The organism is Xanthomonas sp. WHRI 7064, assembly GCF_040202355.2.
GTDB lineage: Bacteria > Pseudomonadota > Gammaproteobacteria > Xanthomonadales > Xanthomonadaceae > Xanthomonas > Xanthomonas arboricola.
The window spans coordinates 1,524,816-1,543,610 of record NZ_CP167821.1 but is presented as its reverse complement, the minus strand read 5'-3'; the positions used below and the strand labels follow the sequence as shown (position 1 = coordinate 1,543,610).

The 18,795-nt window shown below is 66.7% G+C and carries 14 protein-coding genes and 1 other RNA gene; 7 read left to right on the top strand and 8 right to left on the bottom strand.

Features of this window, described 5'->3' with window-relative positions; all coding sequences use genetic code 11:
- The 4 genes from ABQY74_RS06645 to trxC all read left to right on the top strand — a co-directional run bounded on the left by ABQY74_RS06645 (position 1) and on the right by trxC (position 3,085).
- Complete coding sequence (locus ABQY74_RS06645) at positions 1 to 579, top strand: chemotaxis protein CheB (RefSeq protein ID WP_181098320.1); 579 nt, start codon at positions 1 to 3, stop codon at positions 577 to 579.
- Positions 576 to 1,706, top strand: a complete 1,131-nt coding sequence (locus tag ABQY74_RS06640; RefSeq protein ID WP_102583711.1) for a hybrid sensor histidine kinase/response regulator — start codon at positions 576 to 578, stop codon at positions 1,704 to 1,706. Before ABQY74_RS06645 ends, ABQY74_RS06640 begins: the two co-directional genes overlap by 4 nt.
- A gap of 390 nt (positions 1,707 to 2,096) precedes the next feature.
- Positions 2,097 to 2,462 (top strand): DUF1428 domain-containing protein, encoded by a 366-nt coding sequence (locus ABQY74_RS06635; protein ID WP_024938078.1) that lies wholly within the window; start codon positions 2,097 to 2,099, stop codon positions 2,460 to 2,462.
- 176 nt (positions 2,463 to 2,638) lie between these two features.
- Entirely contained in the window at positions 2,639 to 3,085 is a 447-nt protein-coding gene (gene trxC / locus ABQY74_RS06630; RefSeq protein ID WP_104555720.1) for a thioredoxin TrxC, read from the top strand.
- Between the two features lie 157 nt (positions 3,086 to 3,242).
- Here the strand turns inward: trxC and ABQY74_RS06625 are convergent, their stop codons facing one another.
- On the bottom strand, positions 3,243 to 5,618 hold the full coding sequence (locus ABQY74_RS06625) for a TonB-dependent receptor (RefSeq protein ID WP_102596416.1): 2,376 nt from the start codon (positions 5,616 to 5,618) through the stop codon (positions 3,243 to 3,245).
- Positions 5,619 to 5,726: 108 nt separating this feature from the next.
- Between ABQY74_RS06625 and ABQY74_RS06620 the strand changes: the two genes are divergently transcribed.
- Together ABQY74_RS06620 and ABQY74_RS06615 are read left to right on the top strand one after the other, a co-directional pair.
- A non-coding RNA gene (locus ABQY74_RS06620) (sX9 sRNA) lies at positions 5,727 to 5,803 on the top strand.
- Positions 5,804 to 6,052: 249 nt separating this feature from the next.
- Positions 6,053 to 7,702, top strand: coding sequence for a glycoside hydrolase family 43 protein (locus ABQY74_RS06615; protein WP_047124183.1), 1,650 nt, complete (start codon positions 6,053 to 6,055; stop codon positions 7,700 to 7,702).
- Between the two features lie 231 nt (positions 7,703 to 7,933).
- Here the strand turns inward: ABQY74_RS06615 and ABQY74_RS06610 are convergent, their stop codons facing one another.
- Genes ABQY74_RS06610 through ABQY74_RS06585 form a run of 6 tightly spaced genes read right to left on the bottom strand, consistent with a single transcriptional unit; the run spans position 7,934 to position 13,353 of the window.
- On the bottom strand, positions 7,934 to 9,892 hold the full coding sequence (locus ABQY74_RS06610) for a response regulator (RefSeq protein ID WP_180973866.1): 1,959 nt from the start codon (positions 9,890 to 9,892) through the stop codon (positions 7,934 to 7,936).
- Complete coding sequence (locus tag ABQY74_RS06605; protein WP_104555719.1) at positions 9,882 to 10,757, bottom strand: sensor histidine kinase KdpD; 876 nt, start codon at positions 10,755 to 10,757, stop codon at positions 9,882 to 9,884. The genes ABQY74_RS06610 and ABQY74_RS06605 overlap by 11 nt, the downstream gene beginning before the upstream one ends.
- Positions 10,754 to 11,764 (bottom strand): ATP-binding protein, encoded by a 1,011-nt coding sequence (locus tag ABQY74_RS06600; RefSeq protein WP_104555718.1) that lies wholly within the window; start codon positions 11,762 to 11,764, stop codon positions 10,754 to 10,756. Before ABQY74_RS06600 ends, ABQY74_RS06605 begins: the two co-directional genes overlap by 4 nt.
- The gene (locus ABQY74_RS06595) at positions 11,755 to 12,150 is read right to left on the bottom strand and encodes an ATP-binding protein (RefSeq protein ID WP_349793952.1); all 396 of its coding nucleotides are present in this window, start codon (positions 12,148 to 12,150) and stop codon (positions 11,755 to 11,757) included. The genes ABQY74_RS06600 and ABQY74_RS06595 overlap by 10 nt, the downstream gene beginning before the upstream one ends.
- The gene (locus tag ABQY74_RS06590) at positions 12,147 to 12,509 is read right to left on the bottom strand and encodes an STAS domain-containing protein (RefSeq protein WP_016901513.1); all 363 of its coding nucleotides are present in this window, start codon (positions 12,507 to 12,509) and stop codon (positions 12,147 to 12,149) included. The genes ABQY74_RS06595 and ABQY74_RS06590 overlap by 4 nt, the downstream gene beginning before the upstream one ends.
- Before the next feature lies 1 nt (position 12,510).
- The gene (locus tag ABQY74_RS06585; protein ID WP_039528520.1) at positions 12,511 to 13,353 is read right to left on the bottom strand and encodes an STAS domain-containing protein; all 843 of its coding nucleotides are present in this window, start codon (positions 13,351 to 13,353) and stop codon (positions 12,511 to 12,513) included.
- Between the two features lie 547 nt (positions 13,354 to 13,900).
- Here ABQY74_RS06585 and ABQY74_RS06580 point away from each other — a divergent pair.
- Positions 13,901 to 15,001, top strand: a complete 1,101-nt coding sequence (locus ABQY74_RS06580) for an NADH:flavin oxidoreductase/NADH oxidase (protein WP_104555717.1) — start codon at positions 13,901 to 13,903, stop codon at positions 14,999 to 15,001.
- Between the two features lie 1,459 nt (positions 15,002 to 16,460).
- Here ABQY74_RS06580 and ABQY74_RS06575 read toward each other — a convergent pair.
- On the bottom strand, positions 16,461 to 18,785 hold the full coding sequence (locus ABQY74_RS06575) for a hypothetical protein (protein ID WP_349793955.1): 2,325 nt from the start codon (positions 18,783 to 18,785) through the stop codon (positions 16,461 to 16,463).
- Between the last annotated feature and the right edge of the window lie 10 nt (positions 18,786 to 18,795).

The window sequence follows — 18,795 nt, the reverse complement described above, 5'->3', positions numbered from 1 at the left end:
ATGCACGCGGAGGCCGCGCAGTTCGACGCGATGGTGATCGGCGCCTCGGCCGGTGGCGTCATGGCCTTGCAGGCGCTGTTGTCCAGCCTGCCTGCGGACCTGCCGATGCCGGTGCTGGTGGTGTTGCACCTGCCGCGCGACCGCACCAGCCATCTTGCCGAGCTGATGGATGCACGCTGCGCCTTGCCGGTGCGCGAGGCCGAAGACAAGCAGCCGCTGCTTGCCGGCAGCGTGACCATCGCCCCGCCCGACTACCATCTGCTGGTGGAAACGCGCGACAGCCTGGCGTTGTCGATGGATGCACCGGTGCTGTTCTCGCGCCCGGCGATCGACCCCTTGTTCGAATCGGCGGCCGACGTCTTCGGGCAGCGCCTGCTGGCGATCCTGCTCACCGGCGCCAGCAGCGACGGTAGCGCCGGCGTGGCGGCGGTGCGCGCGGTCGGTGGCACCGCCTGGATCCAGCGCCCCGACGATGCCGCCTCACCGCTGATGCCCGCCTCCGCTCTCGCCTATGCTGGCGCCGATGCGGTGCTCACCCTGCAGGCGATCTGCAGCCGACTGGAAGCCTTTCACCCATGAATCTCACCGCGACCGGCCTGGCTGCGCACGGCAACGGCGACGAACCCGCCAAGCTGCTGATCGTCGACGACGTGCCACAGAACCTGGTGGCGATGGAAGCGCTGCTGCAGCGCGACGGCCTCCAGGTGCTGTGTGCCGCGTCCGGCGCGCAGGCGCTGGAGCTGCTGCTCGAACACGATGTGGCGCTGGCGCTGCTGGATGTGCACATGCCGGAAATGGACGGCTTTTCGCTGGCCGAACTGATGCGCGGCTCGCAGCGCAGCCGGCATGTGCCGATCATTTTCCTGACCGCATCGCCGAACGATCCGATGCGCGCCTTCCAGGGCTACGAAACCGGCGCGGTGGATTTCCTGCACAAGCCGATCGAGCCGCACGTGATCCTGAGCAAGGTCAATGTGTTCATCGAGTTGTACCAGCAGCGGCGCCTGCTCAAGGCACGCAACGCCTCGCTGGAACGCGCGCTCACCCTCAACGAAACCATGATGGCCGTGCTCACCCACGACCTGCGTACGCCGCTGTCGGTGATCCTGCTGTGCGCCGACAAGCTCAGCCTGGATGTGGAGGCCGATGGCTCGGCCGCACGCACGCTCGATCACCTGGAAAACAGCGCGCGGCGGATGGCGCGGATGGTCGAGCAGTTGCTGGATTTCTCGCGCCTGCGCAGCGACGGGCTGTCGATGCAATTCGGCCCCTGCAATCTGGGCGAAGTCACCCATAGTGTGGTGGGCGAAGTGGCGCAGGCCAATCCGCACACGCCGATCGACCTGCGTACCGAAGGCGATCTGGACGGCGATGGCGATGGCGATCGCCTGGCCCAGGTCGTGTCCAATCTGGTCGGCAATGCGGTGCTGCATGGCGGCAGCCAGCCGGTGCGGGTGCACCTGGATGGACGCGAACGCGACACGCTGCGGCTGTCGGTGCGCAATGTCGGGCGCATCCCGGACAGCCTGATGCCGCGCCTGTTCGAGCCGTTCAAGGCCAGCTTCCATGCCAGCCAGGGCCTGGGGCTGGGCCTGTTCATCGCCGACCAGTTCGTCAAGGCGCACGGCGGCACGCTGCAGGCACGCAACGAAGACGGCGACGTGGTGTTTGAAGCCGTGCTGCGGCGACACAACCTGGCCGCGTAATCGCGGCCAACGGGGCGACAAGCATCACGCCGGGCGTCCGCCACGGCGCGTCCGGCAAGGCGTGATGGGTGATCGAAGCCGGTGCAATCCCGATGCTGACGGCCTGTTGTAAGCCCAGCCCATCGCGACAACACAATCCCACTGACGAACTCATCCAGGACGCGGCACGCAACGTGCCGCACATGCGATCCGACAACGAAACCGGGCACGACAACGGTGTGCATCGTCATGCGAGCGCGACCAGTGCTCGGCACCCGGATGCACCGTATGCTCGCACTCCACGCGCGGGCGACATCCATCGCGGCGCCGCATTCCAGCTTGTTTCGGTCGCACCAGCATCTGTTCGTCATCATCAGGCGCACGCCGTGCGCCATGTCCGAGGAGGTGGTCATGTCGTATGTGGATGGGTTTGCGCTCGCGGTGCCGACGGCCAACAAAGCCGCGTTTCTGGAACATGCCCGCATGGGCGATGCCATCATCATCGAGTACGGCGCGCTGCGCGTGGTGGAGTGCTGGGGCGATGACGTCCAGCATGGACAACTGACCGACTTCCATCGCGCGGTCGATGCCGGCGAGGACGAAACCGTGGTGTTTTCGTGGATCGAATGGCCGGACAAGGCGACCCGCGATGCGGGCATGCGCAAGATGATGGACGACCCGCGCATGGACCCATCGGTCAACCCGATGCCGTTCGATGGCAAGCGCCTGATCTACGGCGGCTTCGTTCCGATCCTGAGCCTGGGGCAATCGGGCTGAGCACTGCAGCGCGCGTGCGCCGGCCTGTCGCATGAACGCCGCACACCCGGTGTTGCGGCAGTGGCCGACGACACCGGACCTTCGGCGATGGCAGTTACACTGGCCGCATGCAGCCGCACTTGCCGCCATGGCATGCGAGCGCAGCGACTGCATTGCCTGCCACCGGAGACCACCGCATGACCGACGCACCGCTCCTGATCGCCTGCCCGAGCTGCGCTGCGATGAACCGTGTCGCAGCTGCGCGTCTGCGCGATGCCCCCAACTGCGGCAGTTGCCACAAGCCCTTGTTCCTGGGCACGCCGGTGGCGCTGTCGGGCACCGATTTCGACAAGCATGCGGTGCGCAGCGCGCTACCCGTGGTGGTGGATTTCTGGGCGCCGTGGTGCGGGCCGTGCCTGAGCATGGCGCCACAGTTTGCCGCAGCCGCGGCAATGCTCGAACCGCAGGTCCGGCTGGCGAAGGTCGATACCGATCTGCATCCGGCGCTGGGCACGCGCTTCGGCATCCGCAGCATCCCGACCTTGCTGGTCATCCGCGGCGGCAGTGAGCTGGGCCGTCACTCCGGCGCGGTGAGCAGCGCGCAGATCGTCAGCTGGGTGCAGTCGGTGTTGCGCAGCCGTTGACACAAAAAAACCCGCTGCATGATGCACGCAGCGGGTCTGTTCTACATTCTACGATCGGCATCACTGCGGCACACGCGCAGTGATGCAGTCGATCGATCAAGCACCGGGAGCGGCTGACCAGAGCACCGTGCAGCCGCTGGCGACTTTTCAGTCGCTCTTACTGCCAGTTGACGTTGACCGACACACCCACCACGCGCGGCTCGTTGTACACCGCCGCCATGTAGTTTTCGATCACGCCCTTGACGTTCTTCTCGTTGGTGATGTTGCGTGCAAACGCCGCTACTTCCCACGCGCCATAGCCGCCGGTGTAGCCAAGCTTGAGGCCGCCTTCGAAATTGCCGTCGGCGCGGAACTCGGTGGAGTCGTACAGCACGAAGCTGGTTTCGCCCTGCTTGTTCCAGTCGGTGGAGACAAAGAAGGCGCCATCGTTGCCCACCGGGATGTCGTAGCGCGCGGCCAGGTTGAGGTTGTACTTGGGCGCGTTGGGCAGCGGGTTGCCGTCGATCTGCGCAAAGGTGTTGGCACCGACGCGGATGGTCGGGTCGTTGACCGTGCACACCACCACGCCGTTGAGCGCACAGGCCTGCGCGTAGACGCGATCGTCGTGGATTTCGCTGTGCAACAGGCTCAGGCCGACGGTCAGCGACAGGTTGGAGATCGGGCGCCAGTCCAGATCCGCCTCCAGGCCGTAGGCCTTGGCCTTGTCGGCATTGAACAGCACGCCGTTGCCGTCCGAATCGTTGCCGTTGAGCTGGATGTCGTCCACCGTGTAGGTGAAGCCGCTGACGTTCAGACGCAGGCGGTTGTCGAACAGGCTGCTCTTGATGCCGGCCTCCCACGACAGGATGGTTTCCGAATCGGCGGTGGTGAAATCCGAATTGAACACCGCGCTGCGGCCCTGGATGGTCGGACCGCGGAAACCGCGTGCCACGCGCGCATAGACGCTCAGCTCGGGATTGATCTCATACATCGCGCTGAGATCCCAGCTGGGCTGGGTATCGGACATGCGCACGTCGCGACGGCCGCGATAGGTCACCGCACCGGCGGCGGTATCGGCGGTCTTGAGCAGGCGGGTTTCCTTGCTGTCCTTGGTCTGGCGCAGACCGGCAGTCAGGGTGAGTGCGTCGGTGGCTTTGTAGCTGAGCTGCCCGAACCCGGCCCAGGAGGTATTGGTGTTGCGCAGGCGCACCCAGTTGTTGGGGTTGCGCGCGGCGGTCTGCAGGAAATACGCACGCTGATAGAAATCGGTGGTGTCGCGCCCGTCGAAGTAGAACGCGCCCACCTGCCATTGCAGAGCGTCGTCGCCTTCGCTGGCCAGACGCAGTTCCTGGGTGTACTGATCCAGGTCGCGGATCTGCCCCATCGACTGGCCGAAGCCGTTCGGCACGCCGTTGACCGGGTAGTTCGCCGCGGCGCCGCCATCGGTGTCGCCGCGGCTATAGCCGGAGGTGGTTTCGTAGGCGGTGATGGAGGTCAGCGACACGCCGCCGAAATCGTAGATCGCCTTGATCGAGCCGCCGTCGGTCTGATACGCCTGCGGGTTGTCGTGCGCCTCGTCGTAGGCCACGCGATCGCGCGGCACGTCGACCTTGTCGCTGCCGCGCGTGACCGCATTGCGCAGGAACAACGTGGAGGTGCCGTCGTAGTCGCGCGTGTGCACCGAGCCCAGCAGCGAAAACGCGTCGTTGGGCTTGAGCAGCAGCTGCAGGCGCGCATTGCGGTCGTTGTAGCCGCCCATCGCATCCTTGCGCGGGGTACGCGTGCCGTCGGCGCTGCTGCCGGCGAAGGTGTTGTCCACCCAGTCGTCGCGGTGCTGGTACAGGGCCGACACACGGAACGACAGCACGTCGTTGATCGGGCCGCCGAAGCCGCCGTCCAGCGACACCGTGTTGTAGCTGCCGTAGCTGGCATCGACGCGGCCGGTATAGGTATCGCCGGGTTTGATGGTGTCGAACTTGACGATGCCGGCGGTGGTGTTGCGGCCGAACAAGGTGCCCTGCGGGCCGCGCAGCACTTCGACCTGGTCCACGTCATAGACCGGGTTGGACTTGAGCACCACGTGCTCCAGCACCACGTCGTCCTGGATGATGGACACCGGCTGCGAAGCGCCGAGGTAGAAATCGATATTGCCCAGGCCACGGATATAGAAGCGCGGGAAGATGCGCCCGGTGGTGGTCTCGGCATAGAAGCCCGGCACGCGGCCGGACAGCGCCAGCAGCGTGTCGTCGCCACCGGCGGTGAACTCGCGCATCGCCGCGCCCTGCACCACGCCCACCGACACCGGCACTTCCTGCAGGTTCTGCTCGCGGTGTTCGGCAGTGACGGTGACCGTATCCAGCGCGGTCGGGCTGCCCTCGCTCTCGCCCTGGCGCGTCGGCGCCTGCTGCGCAGAGGCAGCGGCGGCCAGCGAGGCAAGCAGCAGGCCGGCGCAGGCACGCGCCAGCGGCGTGCGCTGCAAGGCGGCGCGACGGCGTGCGGGTGCGTGCGTGGTGGCGGACGTCAGGGACGCGGAGACAGACGAGTACAGCGACATGCGAGATGATCCTTGGGTAGGTGACGCGAGGGGTGACACGGAGGCAAACGCGGCGATCAACATGACTGCGCGGCGATCAGGCGGGCACGGCCGGTACTTGGAATCGGCACGTCGCACTCGTACACGCCGGTTCCTCCCCTACCGTCCGTGCCCACTTGACAACCGCTCGCCACGTTTTGTTGACCACTCCAGCGTCCGTCGACACCGGGCATGCCGGCCGACGACGCTAGGTGGCGCCGCGCGCACGATATGTCAGCAATGTTGCAGCTCTATGGCAAGCGTGCCGTTGCGCACATGGCCGCCGTTGCAGAGCCATGCCGCGGCGCGCGCCAGGCATTTCGAAACGGCATGCCTGCGCTAGCCGCGTGCTGGCATGCTGGCGCCATGCGGACGCGCTCAGCGGCGAGGGACAGAGCTTGAAACGACTTGGATGGATGGCGGGCGTACTGGCCGCGGTGAGTTGTCAGCTGGCGCAGGCCGGCAGCGCGGTGATCAGCCGGATCGACTACCAGGGCGATGATGGCGGCCCGGTACCGACCGCGGCGCAGTACCGCAACCCGGTCGTGGCCGGTTTCCATCCGGACCCCTCGGCGGTCCGCGTGGGCGACGACTTCTATCTGGTCAACTCCAGCTTCGGCTATTTCCCCGGCCTGCCGGTGTTCAAGAGCCGCGATCTGGTGCACTGGACGCAGATCGGCAACGCGATCGATCGCCCTGATCAAATCAAATACGGCAACGACGAACTCACCCGCGGCCTGTTCGCCGCCAGCATCAGCCACCACGACGGCACCTTCTACATCGCCAACACCTGTTTCTACTGCGATTACGGCAATTTCCTGATCACCGCCAAGGACCCGGCCGGGCCCTGGTCGGACCCGATCTGGCTGGATGCCAAGGGCATCGACCCATCGCTGTTCTTCGACGACGACGGCAGCGCCTGGCTGGTCAACAACGATGTGCCGGCCGGCAAGCTGCGTTACGACGGGCACCGCGCGATCTGGCTGCAGCGGCTGGATCTGGCCAGCATGAAACTGGTCGGCACGCGCCAGGTGCTGGTGGATGCGGGCTTCCAACCTGCCAGCAACCCCGAGCATATCGAAGGCCCGCATCTGTTCCGCCGCGATGGCTATTACTACCTGACCGCAGCCGAGGGCGGCACCGGCGAGCAGCATGCACAGATGATCTACCGCAGCCGCCAGATCGCCGGGCCATATCAGCCCTGGAGCGGCAATCCAGTGCTGACCCAGCGCGATTTGGACCCCAGCCGCAGCGCGCCGATCACCTCCGCCGGTCACGCGCAACTGGTCGAATTGCAGGACGGCTCCTGGTGGGCGGTATTCCTGGCCACCCGCCCGTATCAAGGCAACCACTACACCCTGGGTCGCGAAACCTTCCTGCTGCCGGTGCAGTGGCGCGACGGCTGGCCGGTGATATTGCCGCACGGCACGGCAGTGCCTGCGGTCGCCACGCGCCCGCCGCTACCGGCAGGCACGCAAGACGCACCCACCAGCGGGCCGATGCAGTGGAGCGAGCATTTCCAGGACGCACGCGTGCCGATGCAATGGATGACCATCCATCCGCCAACGACGCCGTGGTATGTCACCGGCCCGCAGGGTCTGCGCATCACGCCCTCGAGCGTGGCGCTGGGCGATATCGGCCGCGGGCAGCCGGCGTATCTGGGCCACCGTCTGCAGCATCACCACGCCACGCTGGCGGCGACCGTCGATGGCAGCACGCTGGCAGCGGGCGAACAGGCCGGGCTGGCAATCGTCGCCAGGGAAACGCATTACCTGGCCTTACTGCTGGTGCGCGAGGATGCTGGCATGTCGGTGGTGCTGTCGCGCCGCGCCGGGACGCAGGAGCCAGGCAGCGGCACCGTGCTGGCGCGCGCGCCGCTGGCCGATGCAACCCAACCGGTCACGCTGCGCTTTGCCCTGGATGGCGCACGCGTGCATGTGGATTACGCAGTCGGCAGCGGCCAGTGGCAGACGCTGCTGGAACAGGGCGATGCCCGCATGCTCAGCACCGACAGCGCCGGCGGTTTCCTGGGTGCCACGTTCGGCCCCTACGCGTACGCGCAGTGAGCGCACGCCCGCCAATGACACGCCGGCGCTGCCGGCGCACTGGACAAGCATCCACTGCAGCCAGGCGCGCGCAACGCGGCGCGTTGGGCACAGGCAGCGCACACCTGAAACACACGTAGTTCGACATTGGATTGGACGCGGTCAACGCCTGAGGCGGCGCGCGCACATCGTCGTCATCGTCGCGCGGCAGACGCAGGCACCGACAGCTGGCGCCTACGCGCGTAAACCGCGTCAGGCGCGGGCGGCGATCACGCTGCTATCGAGCATCTGCCCGACCATGTTGAGCAGGTCGTTGAGGCTGAAAGGCTTGGGCAGCAGCGCCATGCCGTCGGCCAGGAATTCCTGGCGGGTGGCGGCATTTTCGGCGTAGCCGGTGATGAACAGGATCGGCAAGCCGGGCCGCAGCGCGCGCGCAACGTCGGCCATGTCGCGCCCGTTCATGCCGGGCAGGCCGACGTCGGACACCACCAGATCGATCTCCACCCCGGCGCGCAACTGATCCAGCGCGCCGTTGGCATCTTCGGCTTCGACCACGTGGTAGCCGGCATCGCTGAGCACCTCGCTCACCATCATGCGCACCACGTCGGTGTCGTCCACCAGCAGGATGCGCTCGCTGCGGGCACGGGGCGAACTCGGTGCCGGTGCCGGCGGCACTGCGCTGGCGGTGAGCCCGCGCGGCAGCAGCAAGGCCACCGTGGTCCCGCGGCCCACGGTGCTGGTGATGCGTGCGGTGCCACCGGACTGGCGCGCAAAGCCATAGGTCATCGACAAGCCCAGGCCGGTGCCCTCGCCGATCGGCTTGGTGGTGAAGAACGGCTCGAAGACCTGATTGAGAATCGCAGGCTCGATGCCGCTGCCGTTGTCGATCACGTTCACCGCCACGTAATCGCCATCGTCCAGTTCCGGATCGCCTTGCGCGGTATAGGCCGCGCTCTGGATGCGGATGGTGCCCCGGCCCTTCAACGCGTCGCGTGCGTTGATCACCAGGTTAAGCACCACGTTTTCGAGCTGATTGGCATCGGCCACCGCCACCAGCGGCGTGTCCGCCAGCTCCAGTTCCAGCACGATGTTCTCGCCGATCGAGCGGTGCAGCATGTCTTCCAGCGAACGCACGCGTGCATTGATGTCGAAGGCCTGCGCATCCAGCGATTGCTTGCGTGCAAAGGCCAGCATGCGCTGGGTCAGCGCGGCGGCGCGATGCGCCGAGCCGGTGGCGATCTCGGCCAGCCGCGGCACCCGCTCGATGCGGTTGGACTCGACCGCCAGCTGGATCATGTCCAGGCCGGAAATGATGCTGGTCAGCAGATTGTTGAAGTCGTGCGCGATGCCGCCGGTGAGCTTGCCCAGCGCTTCCATCTTCTGCGCCTGCAGCAACTGGATTTCGGTGCGCTGGCGCTCGGCGATCTGGTGGGCCAGCTCGGTGGTGGCGGTATCCAGTTCCTGGCGCTGCTCGCGCTCGCGCAGGCGCTGTTCGGTGACGTCCTCGACCAGCAGCAGGCCCAGATCCGGTTCGCGATACGGCGACACGCGCCACTCGGTTTCGCACACCTTGCCCTCGCGCAGGATCGACAAGGCGCCACTCCAGCGCTCGCGCTGCGCCAGCGCGTCGGTCAGCGCCTGCACGGTGGCGGCCTGGTCCACGCCGGGCACGGCAAGCGCCTCGCCGGGCGTGACGGTACCGATCAGGCGCTGAAACGCCGCATTGGCCTCATGCGTGTGCAGCCTGGCATCGACCACCGCAATCGGTGCGCTGATGTGCTCGAAGATCTCGCGGAAGCGTGCCTCGCTGATACGCAAGGCGTCTTCGGCCTGGCGCGCACGCAACAGGGTGCGCAGCGTGGCGACCAGCACGCTGGGGTCGACCGGGTGAATCAGGTAGGCGTCGGCACCGGCCTCCAGGCCGGTGATCATGTCGCCGGTGGCAATCGATGCCGCCGACACGTGCACCACCGGCAGCAACGCGGTGCGCGGCTCGGCGCGTAGCGTGCGCACGATGTCAAAGCCGCTCATGTCCGGCAGATTGACGTCCAGCACCACCGCAGAGAATGCCTGCTCGGCCAGCTTGGCCAGGCCGTCGGTGCCGGTGCCGGCTTCGTCGACCACGAACTGGTGATGTTCGAGCACGCGGCGCACCGAATAACGCGTCACCGCGTTGTCGTCGACCACCAGAATGTGCGGCTTACTGCCCAAGTGCATCCTCCGCTGCCAGCGTGACCGGCAGCACCACGAAAAATTCCGAGCCCTGCCCGACCACGCTGTTGATCCCCACCGTGCCGCCCAGCAACTCGGCGAACCGCTTGCAGATCGACAGCCCCAGACCGGTGCCGGTGAGGCGTTTCTGCAACGGCGAATCCACCTGTACAAAATCCTCGAACAAGGCGTCGTGAAGCTCGGCCGGAATGCCGATGCCGGTGTCCTGCACGCCGAAGCGCACATGGGTCTCGCCTTCCAGCTGCGCGAACACACGCACATGGCCTTGCGGGGTGAACTTGAGCGCGTTGGAAATGAAGTTGCGCAGGATCTGCGCCAGCTTCTTGTCGTCGGTATAGAGCATCGGCAGCACCGGCGGATCTTCGAAGATCAAGGTGGTGCTGCCGGCATCGGTGAGCGGGCGGAACATGCCGCGCAAGGCCGCAAACAGGTCCATCAAGTCGAACCAGCCCGGCGAGATGGTGATGCGCCCGGCCTCGATCTTGGCCAGATCCAGCAGGTCGTCGACCATCTCGGTGAGCTCGCGCGCCGAGGCGCTGACAAAGCGCACCTGCTTGGACTGCTCGGCAGTCAGCGGCCCGTCCATGCCGTCTTCCAGCAGCCGCGTGATGCTCAGGATCGAGCTGAGCGGGGTGCGGAACTCGTGGCTCATGTACGACAGGAAGCGGCTCTTGAGCTCGGACACGTCGCGCAGCTGTTCGGCCTGCTGATCCAGCTCGGCATACAGCGCCAGCACACCCTGGTTGGTCTCTTCCAGCTCTTCGCGCAGGGCCTGGTTCTGCCGCCGCAGCGCGTCCAGTTCGGCCAGCGGATCGAGCGGCAGTGTCTCACCGGAAGCATTCATTGCAGGCCTCCCAGCCGCATGACAAACACGCCGCAATCGTCGCGGCCACGCGTGTAATCGCGCAACAGCACCGCCGCAATCAGACGCGGATGGCGCGACAGCAGGCCCGGATGATCGCGCAGGTTCCAGCGCGATTGCAGGCCATCGCTGTGCATGACCAGCAGCTTGCCGGCGGCATCCGCAAAATCGAACGGCTGCGCCTTGCGGAACTGCACCCCGACGATGCCCGGATGCGACGGCATGCCACGCACGCCGTCGCCATCGCACAGCGAGGCGACGATATTGCCCACCCCGGCAAAGCGCACCCGGCCGGTGCTGCTGTCGAACTGCATCACCGCTGCCGCGCCGCCGCGGGTGCCGGACATGCCGGCATGCAGCTGCGCGATGCGCTCGCCGGGCTCGCCGCGGGCCGTGGCTGCAGCGCGCGTCCCGGCATCGGCAGCATCGGCGGCACCCGGACCGTGGCCCAGGCCATCGATCACGGTGACGGTCGCCCGCTGCTCGCCAATCGCCAGATGCCAGGCATCGCCGCACACCGTTTCGCTGTGCAGCGGCAGGCGGATGGCGCCGTACGGCAGGTCCAGCTCGGCGCGTTGCTGCGCAAACAGCCGTGCCATCACCACCGCGCCCTTGGCATCGGAATACGCATCCAGCACCTGCGCCTGGCGCTGGATCGCGCCCAGCCCGGTGCCCGGCGTGCCGGCAGTGGAATAGCCATCGCGCAGGCCGTCCACGAGTGCGAACCCGGGGCCGCCGTCGATGGCACAGATCTCCACGCCCATGCCCTGGCGTGCGGCCACCGTGGACAACTGCAGCCAGCCGCCACGTCCATGCTTGACCATGTTGGTGGCAAGCTCGGTGGCCACCAGCGCCACGCGCCCGCCGGCGGCCTCATCGAAACCCAACGTCAGTGCCAGCGCCGCCGCCTCGCGCCGTGCCTGCCCGACCTGGCTGGTTTCGTCGACGCGAAACGCGCGCGTGACCTCGCCAGCAAGCATCACTTCCATTTGGTGATGGTGATGCGCGTGCCCTTGCCGGCTGCGGTGTCCACCACGAAATCATCCACCAGCCGACGGCTGCCAGACAGGCCCAGTCCCAGTCCGCTGCCGGAGGTCCAGCCATCGGTGAGCGCCAGATCCAGGTCGGGTATGCCGGGGCCTTCGTCGCGGAAGGTCAGCTGCACGCCCTTGCGGATGCCGCTTTCCACCAGGGCCCAATCCATGTCGCCGCCGCCGCCGTAGATCACGGTGTTGCGGGCCAGCTCGCTGGCTGCGGTGACCAGCTTGGTCTGGTCGACCAGACGCAGGCCGCACTGCACCACCAGCTTGCGTACCGTCTGCCGGGCCAGCACCACATCCTGTTCGGTGCGCACCGGTTGCGAACCGGTGGTCATGAATCGCGATCGGGTTGCTGCAACAGGCGCATGCCGCGTTCGACATTGAGCGCGGTGCGCACCGACGGCAGGGTCAGGCCCAGCTCGACCAGCGTGATCGCCACGGCCGGCTGCATGCCCACCACCACGGTCCTGGCATCCATGATCGCCGCCAAGCCGGAGATGGTGCTGATCATGCGGCCGATGAAGGAGTCGACGATGTCCAGTGCGGAAATGTCGATCAGCACGCCGCGCGCGGAGGTGGCGCTGATCTTTTCCGACAGGTCTTCCTGCAGCGTCATCGCCAGTTGGTCGTGCATGTCCACCTGGATGGTGACCAGCAGCAGGTCGCCCATCCGCAGGATCGGGATGCGCTCCATGTCAGCCTGCCTTGCTGACGGTCACGCCGATGCGCTTGAGCGCCAGCGCCAGCGCGTCGGACAGGTTGGCCTTGGTGACGATGCCCTGCAGGTCCAGGCCCAGGTGCACGATGGTCTGCGCGATCTGCGGGCGCACCCCGCTGATGATAGCGTCGGCGCCCATCAGGCGGATCGCAGTGACGGTCTTGAGCAGGTGCTGCGCGACCAGCGTGTCCACGGTGGGCACGCCGGTGATGTCGATGATGGCGATTTCCGAGCCGGTATCGACGATGCGCTGCAGCAGCGACTCCATCACCACCTGGGTGCGCTGCGAATCCAGCGTGCCGATCATCGGCAGTGCCAGCACGCCATCCCACAGTTTGACCACCGGGGTGGACAACTCCAGCATTTCTTCCTGCTGGCGCACGATGATGTCTTCGCGGGTCTTCTGGAACGCCTTGACGGTGTACAGGCCCAGACGGTCCAGCAGCTCGGACAGCGCCCACAGCTGCTGGCCCAGTTCTTCAGGCGTATCGGCGTACTCGCGCTGCACCAGCGCAAACAGCACACGCTTGAGCGAGAAGATGAAGTTGGCGGTTTCCTGCGAATCGAAGCCGCGGGTGGCGCGGTCACGCGACAGGTTTTCCAGGAAACGACGTACCTCGCTCCAGTCGGCGCTGTCCAGGCTACTGCCGCCGTCCTTCAGGGAAGCGACCAACAGATGCAAAAAGTCCGCACTCTGGGTTTCGATGTCCTGCCGGGAAATCCGTCCATCGCTGCCCAGGCTGGAGCCCAGCCATGCAGCCAACAATGCACTTTCCTGGCCACGAATCGCATCGATCGAGCGCTGCTGCAATGCCACCATGAGATCACCCGCCGAGAGTAAGAAGAGAGAAGGCTGGGCATGCGGGACGATGGCGCCCCCTATCTGGCGCGGCGCCCCCACGCCGAAGCGCAGCAGAATAAAGCAATTCAGTTTCGGCAACCAGCGACGAACCTGTAGCGGTCAGAGGAACGTCCAGACAGAGTTTGACATTGCGGCGCACGCGGTGAACGTGAGCGCGACCACGCCTGCAAAGATGCGATGACTGCCGTCCCGTTCCCTTGCCACACGGGCGCGACGATTGCAGGCGCGACGGCAGCCGGTTGGCGTCCGCCGCCGGCTCGGCCGTGCATGCAGCCGCCGACCGCTGCGCAACGGTGGTCATGCTTTGCGGGCAGAGCGCGCCTGACACCGGCCCAGACCGATCGGAACCGCGCATCCCATGCCAGCGGAGGCGCCCGCTGCGCCGGCGGGCCCGCTTGTCCACAACCGGTACCGCATGCAACGCGCTGTGCCACCGGCAGGGTGTCTGCGCGGCAGCCGGGCGTGGTCTGATCGCAGCCTGCTTTTTCTCAGGTGGTCGCTCTCCATGTCATCGCTGTTTTCTCCGTATCAACTCAAGGACGTCACCCTGCGCAACCGCATCGCGGTTCCGCCCATGTGCCAGTACACCGCCGTCGACGGCCTCAGCAACGCGTGGCATCAGGTGCACTACGCCGGCATTGCGCGCGGCGGTGCGGGCCTGGTCATCGTCGAAGCCACCGGCGTATCACCGGAAGGACGCATCACCCCCGGGTGCCTGGGCCTGTGGAACGACGCCCAGGCCGAAGGACTGGCGCGCATCGCGGCATCGATCAGCGCTGCCGGCGCCGTGCCGGGGATCCAGATCGGCCACGCCGGCCGCAAGGCCAGTGCCAACCTGCCGTGGGAAGGCGACGACCACATCGCCGACGGCGACCCGCGCGGCTGGGACACCATCTCGCCCTCGGCCATCGCCTTCGGCGGCGGCCTGCCCAAAGTGCCGCGTGAGATGACGCTGGACGACATCGCCCGCGTGCGCGGCGATTTTGTCGCTGCAGCACAGCGCGCGCGCGATGCCGGCTTCCAGTGGCTGGAGCTGCATTTTGCCCACGGCTATCTGGCGCAGAGCTTCTTCTCGGTACACGCCAATCAACGCCAGGATCACTACGGCGGCACTGCCGACAACCGCGCGCGCTTCCTGCTGGAAACGCTGCAGGCCGTGCGTGCGGTCTGGCCGGAACAGCTGCCGCTGACCGCACGCTTTGGCGTGATCGAATTCGATGGCCGCGACGAAGAGACCCTGCAGGAAGCCATCGCACTGACGCGCAACTTCAAGCAAGGCGGCCTGGATCTGCTCAACGTCAGCATCGGCTTCAGCACCCCGACTGCGCAGATTCCGTGGGGACCGGCCTTGCTGGCGCCTTACGCCGAACGCGTCAGCCGCGAGGCGCAGCTGCCGGTTGCCTCGTCCTGGAACATCGACGATCCACTGGAAGCCGACCGCGTCGTCGCCGCCGGACAGATGGAGCTGGTGATGGTCGGCCGCGCGCACCTGGCCAACCCGCACTGGCCGTATGACGCCGCATTGGCCTTGGGCGAAGAACGCCCGTCGTGGGTGCTGCCGCCCTCGTACGCGCACTGGCTGGAACGTTACGGCAAGCGCAGCTGATCGGACAGCTGCGATGCACTGCGAGAGTGCGGTACGTGCAAATGCTTAGGTCTGCTGCGGGCGCTTGCACCGGGTTTCCAGGGATGGATTCCCGGCGTGTCCCGACACTGGATGCGGCGCCGCGCCGCTGAACAGCTCCGCAGACCTGGCAATCTTGTGCAAGACCTCTGCCGGTTCCACACGAATGCTTCGGTCTGCCGAGGGCGCTTGCACGCGTACCGGCGTAGGACACGCCGCAAGTACGTCCATGTAGGCTCTGGCGCAGCATCCATGCCGCTCAAGGTCCCACGCCGGCACGCGCGCAAGCATCACCGGTTGCTATCGGTTGCTGACAGAAATGCGGAGGGCCTGTTGGGCAGTAGGTGCTTCGGCGTGTCGCCATCGCTGACGATGTGGCAGCAGATAGATAGCTTGCCGATTTGCATTGGCCACAGACTGCGCAGGCATCCGCACGTGCTTTGAAAGCATTGCTTGCCGATCAGCGGTGGCAATGTTGGGAGCGCGGTGCCGCGTCCGGGGGCGGGACCGTGTGGCGACATGGATGTCGCCACCGAGCCTCCAGGGATGGATTCACGGCGTGTCCCGACACTGGATGCGGCGCCGCGCCGCCGACCAGCTCCGCACACCGATCAATTTGTGCAGAACATCTTTCGTTTACGCGCGAATGCTTCGGTCTGCCGAGGGCGCTTGCACGTGTACCGGCATGGGACACGCCGCAAGTACGTCCGTGTAGGCTCTGGCGCGGCATCCATGCCGCTCAAGGTCCCACGCCGGCACCCGCGCAAGCACCACCGGTTGTTGTCGGTTGCTGAAAGAAATGCGGAGGGCCTGTTGGGCCGTAGGTGCTTCGGCGTGTCGCCATCGCTGACGATGTGGCAGCAAATAGATGGCTTGCCGATTTGCATTGGCCACGGACTGAGCAGGCATCCACACGTACTTTGAAAGCATTGCTTGCCGATCAGCGGTAGCAATCTTGGGAGCGCGGCGCCGCGTCCGGTGGCGGGACCGTGTGGCGACATGGATGTCGCCACCGAGCCTCCAGGGACGGATTCACGGCGTGTCCCGACACCGGATGCGGCGCCGCGCCGCCGACCGACTCCGCACACCGATCAATCTTGCGCACGACATCCACCGGTTCTTCGCGAATGCCTCGGTCTGCCGAGGGAGCTTGCACGCGTACCAGCGTAGGACACGCCGCAAGTACGTCCGTGTAGGCTCTGGCGCGGCATCCATGCCGCTTAAGGTCCCACGCCGGCACGCGCGCAAGCACCACCGATTGCTATCGGTTGCTGAAACAAAAGCCAAGGGCCCGCTGAGCTGCACGTCCTTGAGAACGTCACCATTCCTGACGACATACCAGCAGTTGGCACGCAACCACGCATGCCAATCCCGAATGCCCAATCCCCAATCCCGGCGGCGGCCGCATCAGCAGCCACTGCGCGACGAGCTTGATCGCCGCCTACAGCCCGTAGCGCTCCACTGCGTCCAGATGCGGGCGCGGGTCCTGATCACAGGCCTCGGCCAGGCGCAGCCAGCACATCGGGTGCGCCCACTGCGCGGTTGTAGCCAGCAGGACGCGATGCAGTTCCAGCGGCGCCGCCGCTTCCGGCAGCGCCACGGTGAACAGCACGCCCGGCAAGCCCGTGCTCGCATCTTCCGGGTCGAACGCGTCCGCGTGTTCCGGATCGACCACGCGATAGTCGTCGCGGCTATGCAGCCACAGTTTCCAGCCACGCGCTTCGATGTCCTGGCGCAGGGCGTCGATCGCCTGCTCGCCGGGATGCACGCCATCCACCAGCCAGCTGCTGCCGTAACCGCCCGCCTCCAGCACATGCACCTGCGCATAGGTCGGCACGAAACGCTCGCGCTCGGCCTCGTCCTCCGGCGGCGGATAAAGCAGCTCCGCATCGAACACCACCCAGTCGCCGACATGCTGGCGCCGATGCGCCGGTGCATTTTCGACGATACGCGCGGTGACCGGGCCGGTGCGCCGCGCGTAATACTCGGCTGCCTCGCCGTCATCCACGCAGCGCACGATCACCCAACCCCAGGTTTCTTCGACCACGCCGCTGGTGCTGCTCAGCTCCATGCCGAGCGCCAGCGCCGAGGTGCGCACCGCGTCCCACTGCTGCGCCGCGCTGGCCGCAGTCATGTGATCCCAATGCGCGGAGCGTGGTTCTTCCATCAACTCGGTCAGCTGTCGATACACCTCGGTGGCATCGGCGAAGCGGCCGGTGTTGAGATACATGCGCCCCAGCAAGCCGCGCGCTCCGTGCGAGCCGGGCGACAGTTCCAGCAACGCGGTGCAGGCCTGCTCCAGCGCCGGCCAATCGGCCAGCCGCTGGGCCAGCTGCGCCTCGCACCACAACGCCGCCACCGGCACCAGCGGGCGATACAGCTGCGCCAGCCGGCGCAGGCCGGCCTCGTCGCCACGGCCCAGCAGCAGATTCATCAGCCGGAAGGTCGGACTGGTTTCGCGATCGGCATGCCGCTGCACGAAGGCCCACAGCAGCGCGATCGCCTCGTCGTCGGCCGCACACGCGCTCAATGCCGACGCCGTGGTGTCCACCAACTCGGCATCGTCGGGTCGCTCGGCCACTGCCTGCAGCAACCACTGCGCCTCGCGCTCGGGGTTACGCGCCACGTCTTCGCCCTGCGCATCCAGCCATGCCAGCAACTGCTCGGCGGGGACCGGCGCCGGCTCGCCGGCCGGTGCGGTTTCGATGCGCACGGCCAGACCGTCCAGCAATTGCGTAGCGCCACGGTCCTGGCGCAACTTGGGCACGTGCGCACGCGCAAGCGCCAGGTGGCGGCGCGCAGTCCACACCGCGCCACGCTGCAAGGCCAGCCCGATCGCCATTTCGGCCGCCTCGATCAGGATGCGATGCGCACCGACCTGCGCGTAATGATCGAGCATCACCTGCAGGCGGCTGCCCAGATCCCAGGTGTTGCGCTCGGGCTGGCGCGACACCAGCACCACCACCGCACGCAACCAGTGCAGGCGGTAGCGCGGCGCGACCTCGCGCCACGGCAGAAACGCTTCCAGCGCTTCGTCGTCACGATTCAACATCGCCAAGGCGCGGGCTTTCTGCAAACGCCGCGGCTGACTGCAGTTGGCCCACTCCGCCCCCTCGCGCGCGGCCTCGCGTTCGCGCTGCTCGATCAGTGCCAGCGCATCTTCCGCGCGGCCCAGCGAGAGCAGGATCGAGATGCGCATGTCCGGCACGCCGTCGTAGATCTGCCCGCCATGCGCAACAATGGTCTGCGACTGCTGCTCCAGATAACTCAGCGCCGCCTCGCCGCGTCCGTCGTCGAGCAAGGCGTCGGCTTTTTCGCAGCTCAGGCACTGGTAGCACGACCAGCTCGGATCGATGCGGCCCAGCGTTTCCTCGCAGACCTCGATGCGCTCTTCCACCCAGCCCGGACCATCGATGTTGGCGTAGCACGCGGCCAGATCCTGGGTCACGCACACCGACTGCGGGCACTCCACCGCATCGGGGCGGTGCGCGCGCTCGAACAGCGTCACCGCATCGCTCAGCGCACGCTCGCCTTCGCACAGGTTGCCGACCCGGTTGCGCATTTCCCAATGCCCGACGAACACCTCCAGCCACGGATTGGCCAGCGTCTTGCCCAGCGCACGCGCCTCGGGCAACAGCGCTTCGGCGCGTTCGATCTGCAGGTCGCAGATGTGGTCGGTCAGGCGCGTCAGCAGCTGCGCATTCTGCGGCTGCCCGGCTTCGCCCAGATCGTCCTGCAGCTTTTCTACCCAGTTCCAGATTTCCATCGTGTTGCTC

Coding starts and splice junctions, on each gene's coding strand:
- ABQY74_RS06645 (WP_181098320.1), top strand. CDS start 1: ATGCACGCGGAGGCCGCGCAGTTCGACGCGATGGTGATCGGCGCCTCG.
- ABQY74_RS06640 (WP_102583711.1), top strand. CDS start 576: ATGAATCTCACCGCGACCGGCCTGGCTGCGCACGGCAACGGCGACGAA.
- ABQY74_RS06635 (WP_024938078.1), top strand. CDS start 2,097: ATGTCGTATGTGGATGGGTTTGCGCTCGCGGTGCCGACGGCCAACAAA.
- trxC (WP_104555720.1), top strand. CDS start 2,639: ATGACCGACGCACCGCTCCTGATCGCCTGCCCGAGCTGCGCTGCGATG.
- ABQY74_RS06625 (WP_102596416.1), bottom strand. CDS start 5,618: ATGTCGCTGTACTCGTCTGTCTCCGCGTCCCTGACGTCCGCCACCACG.
- ABQY74_RS06615 (WP_047124183.1), top strand. CDS start 6,053: ATGGCGGGCGTACTGGCCGCGGTGAGTTGTCAGCTGGCGCAGGCCGGC.
- ABQY74_RS06605 (WP_104555719.1), bottom strand. CDS start 10,757: ATGAATGCTTCCGGTGAGACACTGCCGCTCGATCCGCTGGCCGAACTG.
- ABQY74_RS06600 (WP_104555718.1), bottom strand. CDS start 11,764: ATGGAAGTGATGCTTGCTGGCGAGGTCACGCGCGCGTTTCGCGTCGAC.
- ABQY74_RS06595 (WP_349793952.1), bottom strand. CDS start 12,150: ATGACCACCGGTTCGCAACCGGTGCGCACCGAACAGGATGTGGTGCTG.
- ABQY74_RS06590 (WP_016901513.1), bottom strand. CDS start 12,509: ATGGAGCGCATCCCGATCCTGCGGATGGGCGACCTGCTGCTGGTCACC.
- ABQY74_RS06585 (WP_039528520.1), bottom strand. CDS start 13,353: ATGGTGGCATTGCAGCAGCGCTCGATCGATGCGATTCGTGGCCAGGAA.
- ABQY74_RS06580 (WP_104555717.1), top strand. CDS start 13,901: ATGTCATCGCTGTTTTCTCCGTATCAACTCAAGGACGTCACCCTGCGC.
- ABQY74_RS06575 (WP_349793955.1), bottom strand. CDS start 18,785: ATGGAAATCTGGAACTGGGTAGAAAAGCTGCAGGACGATCTGGGCGAA.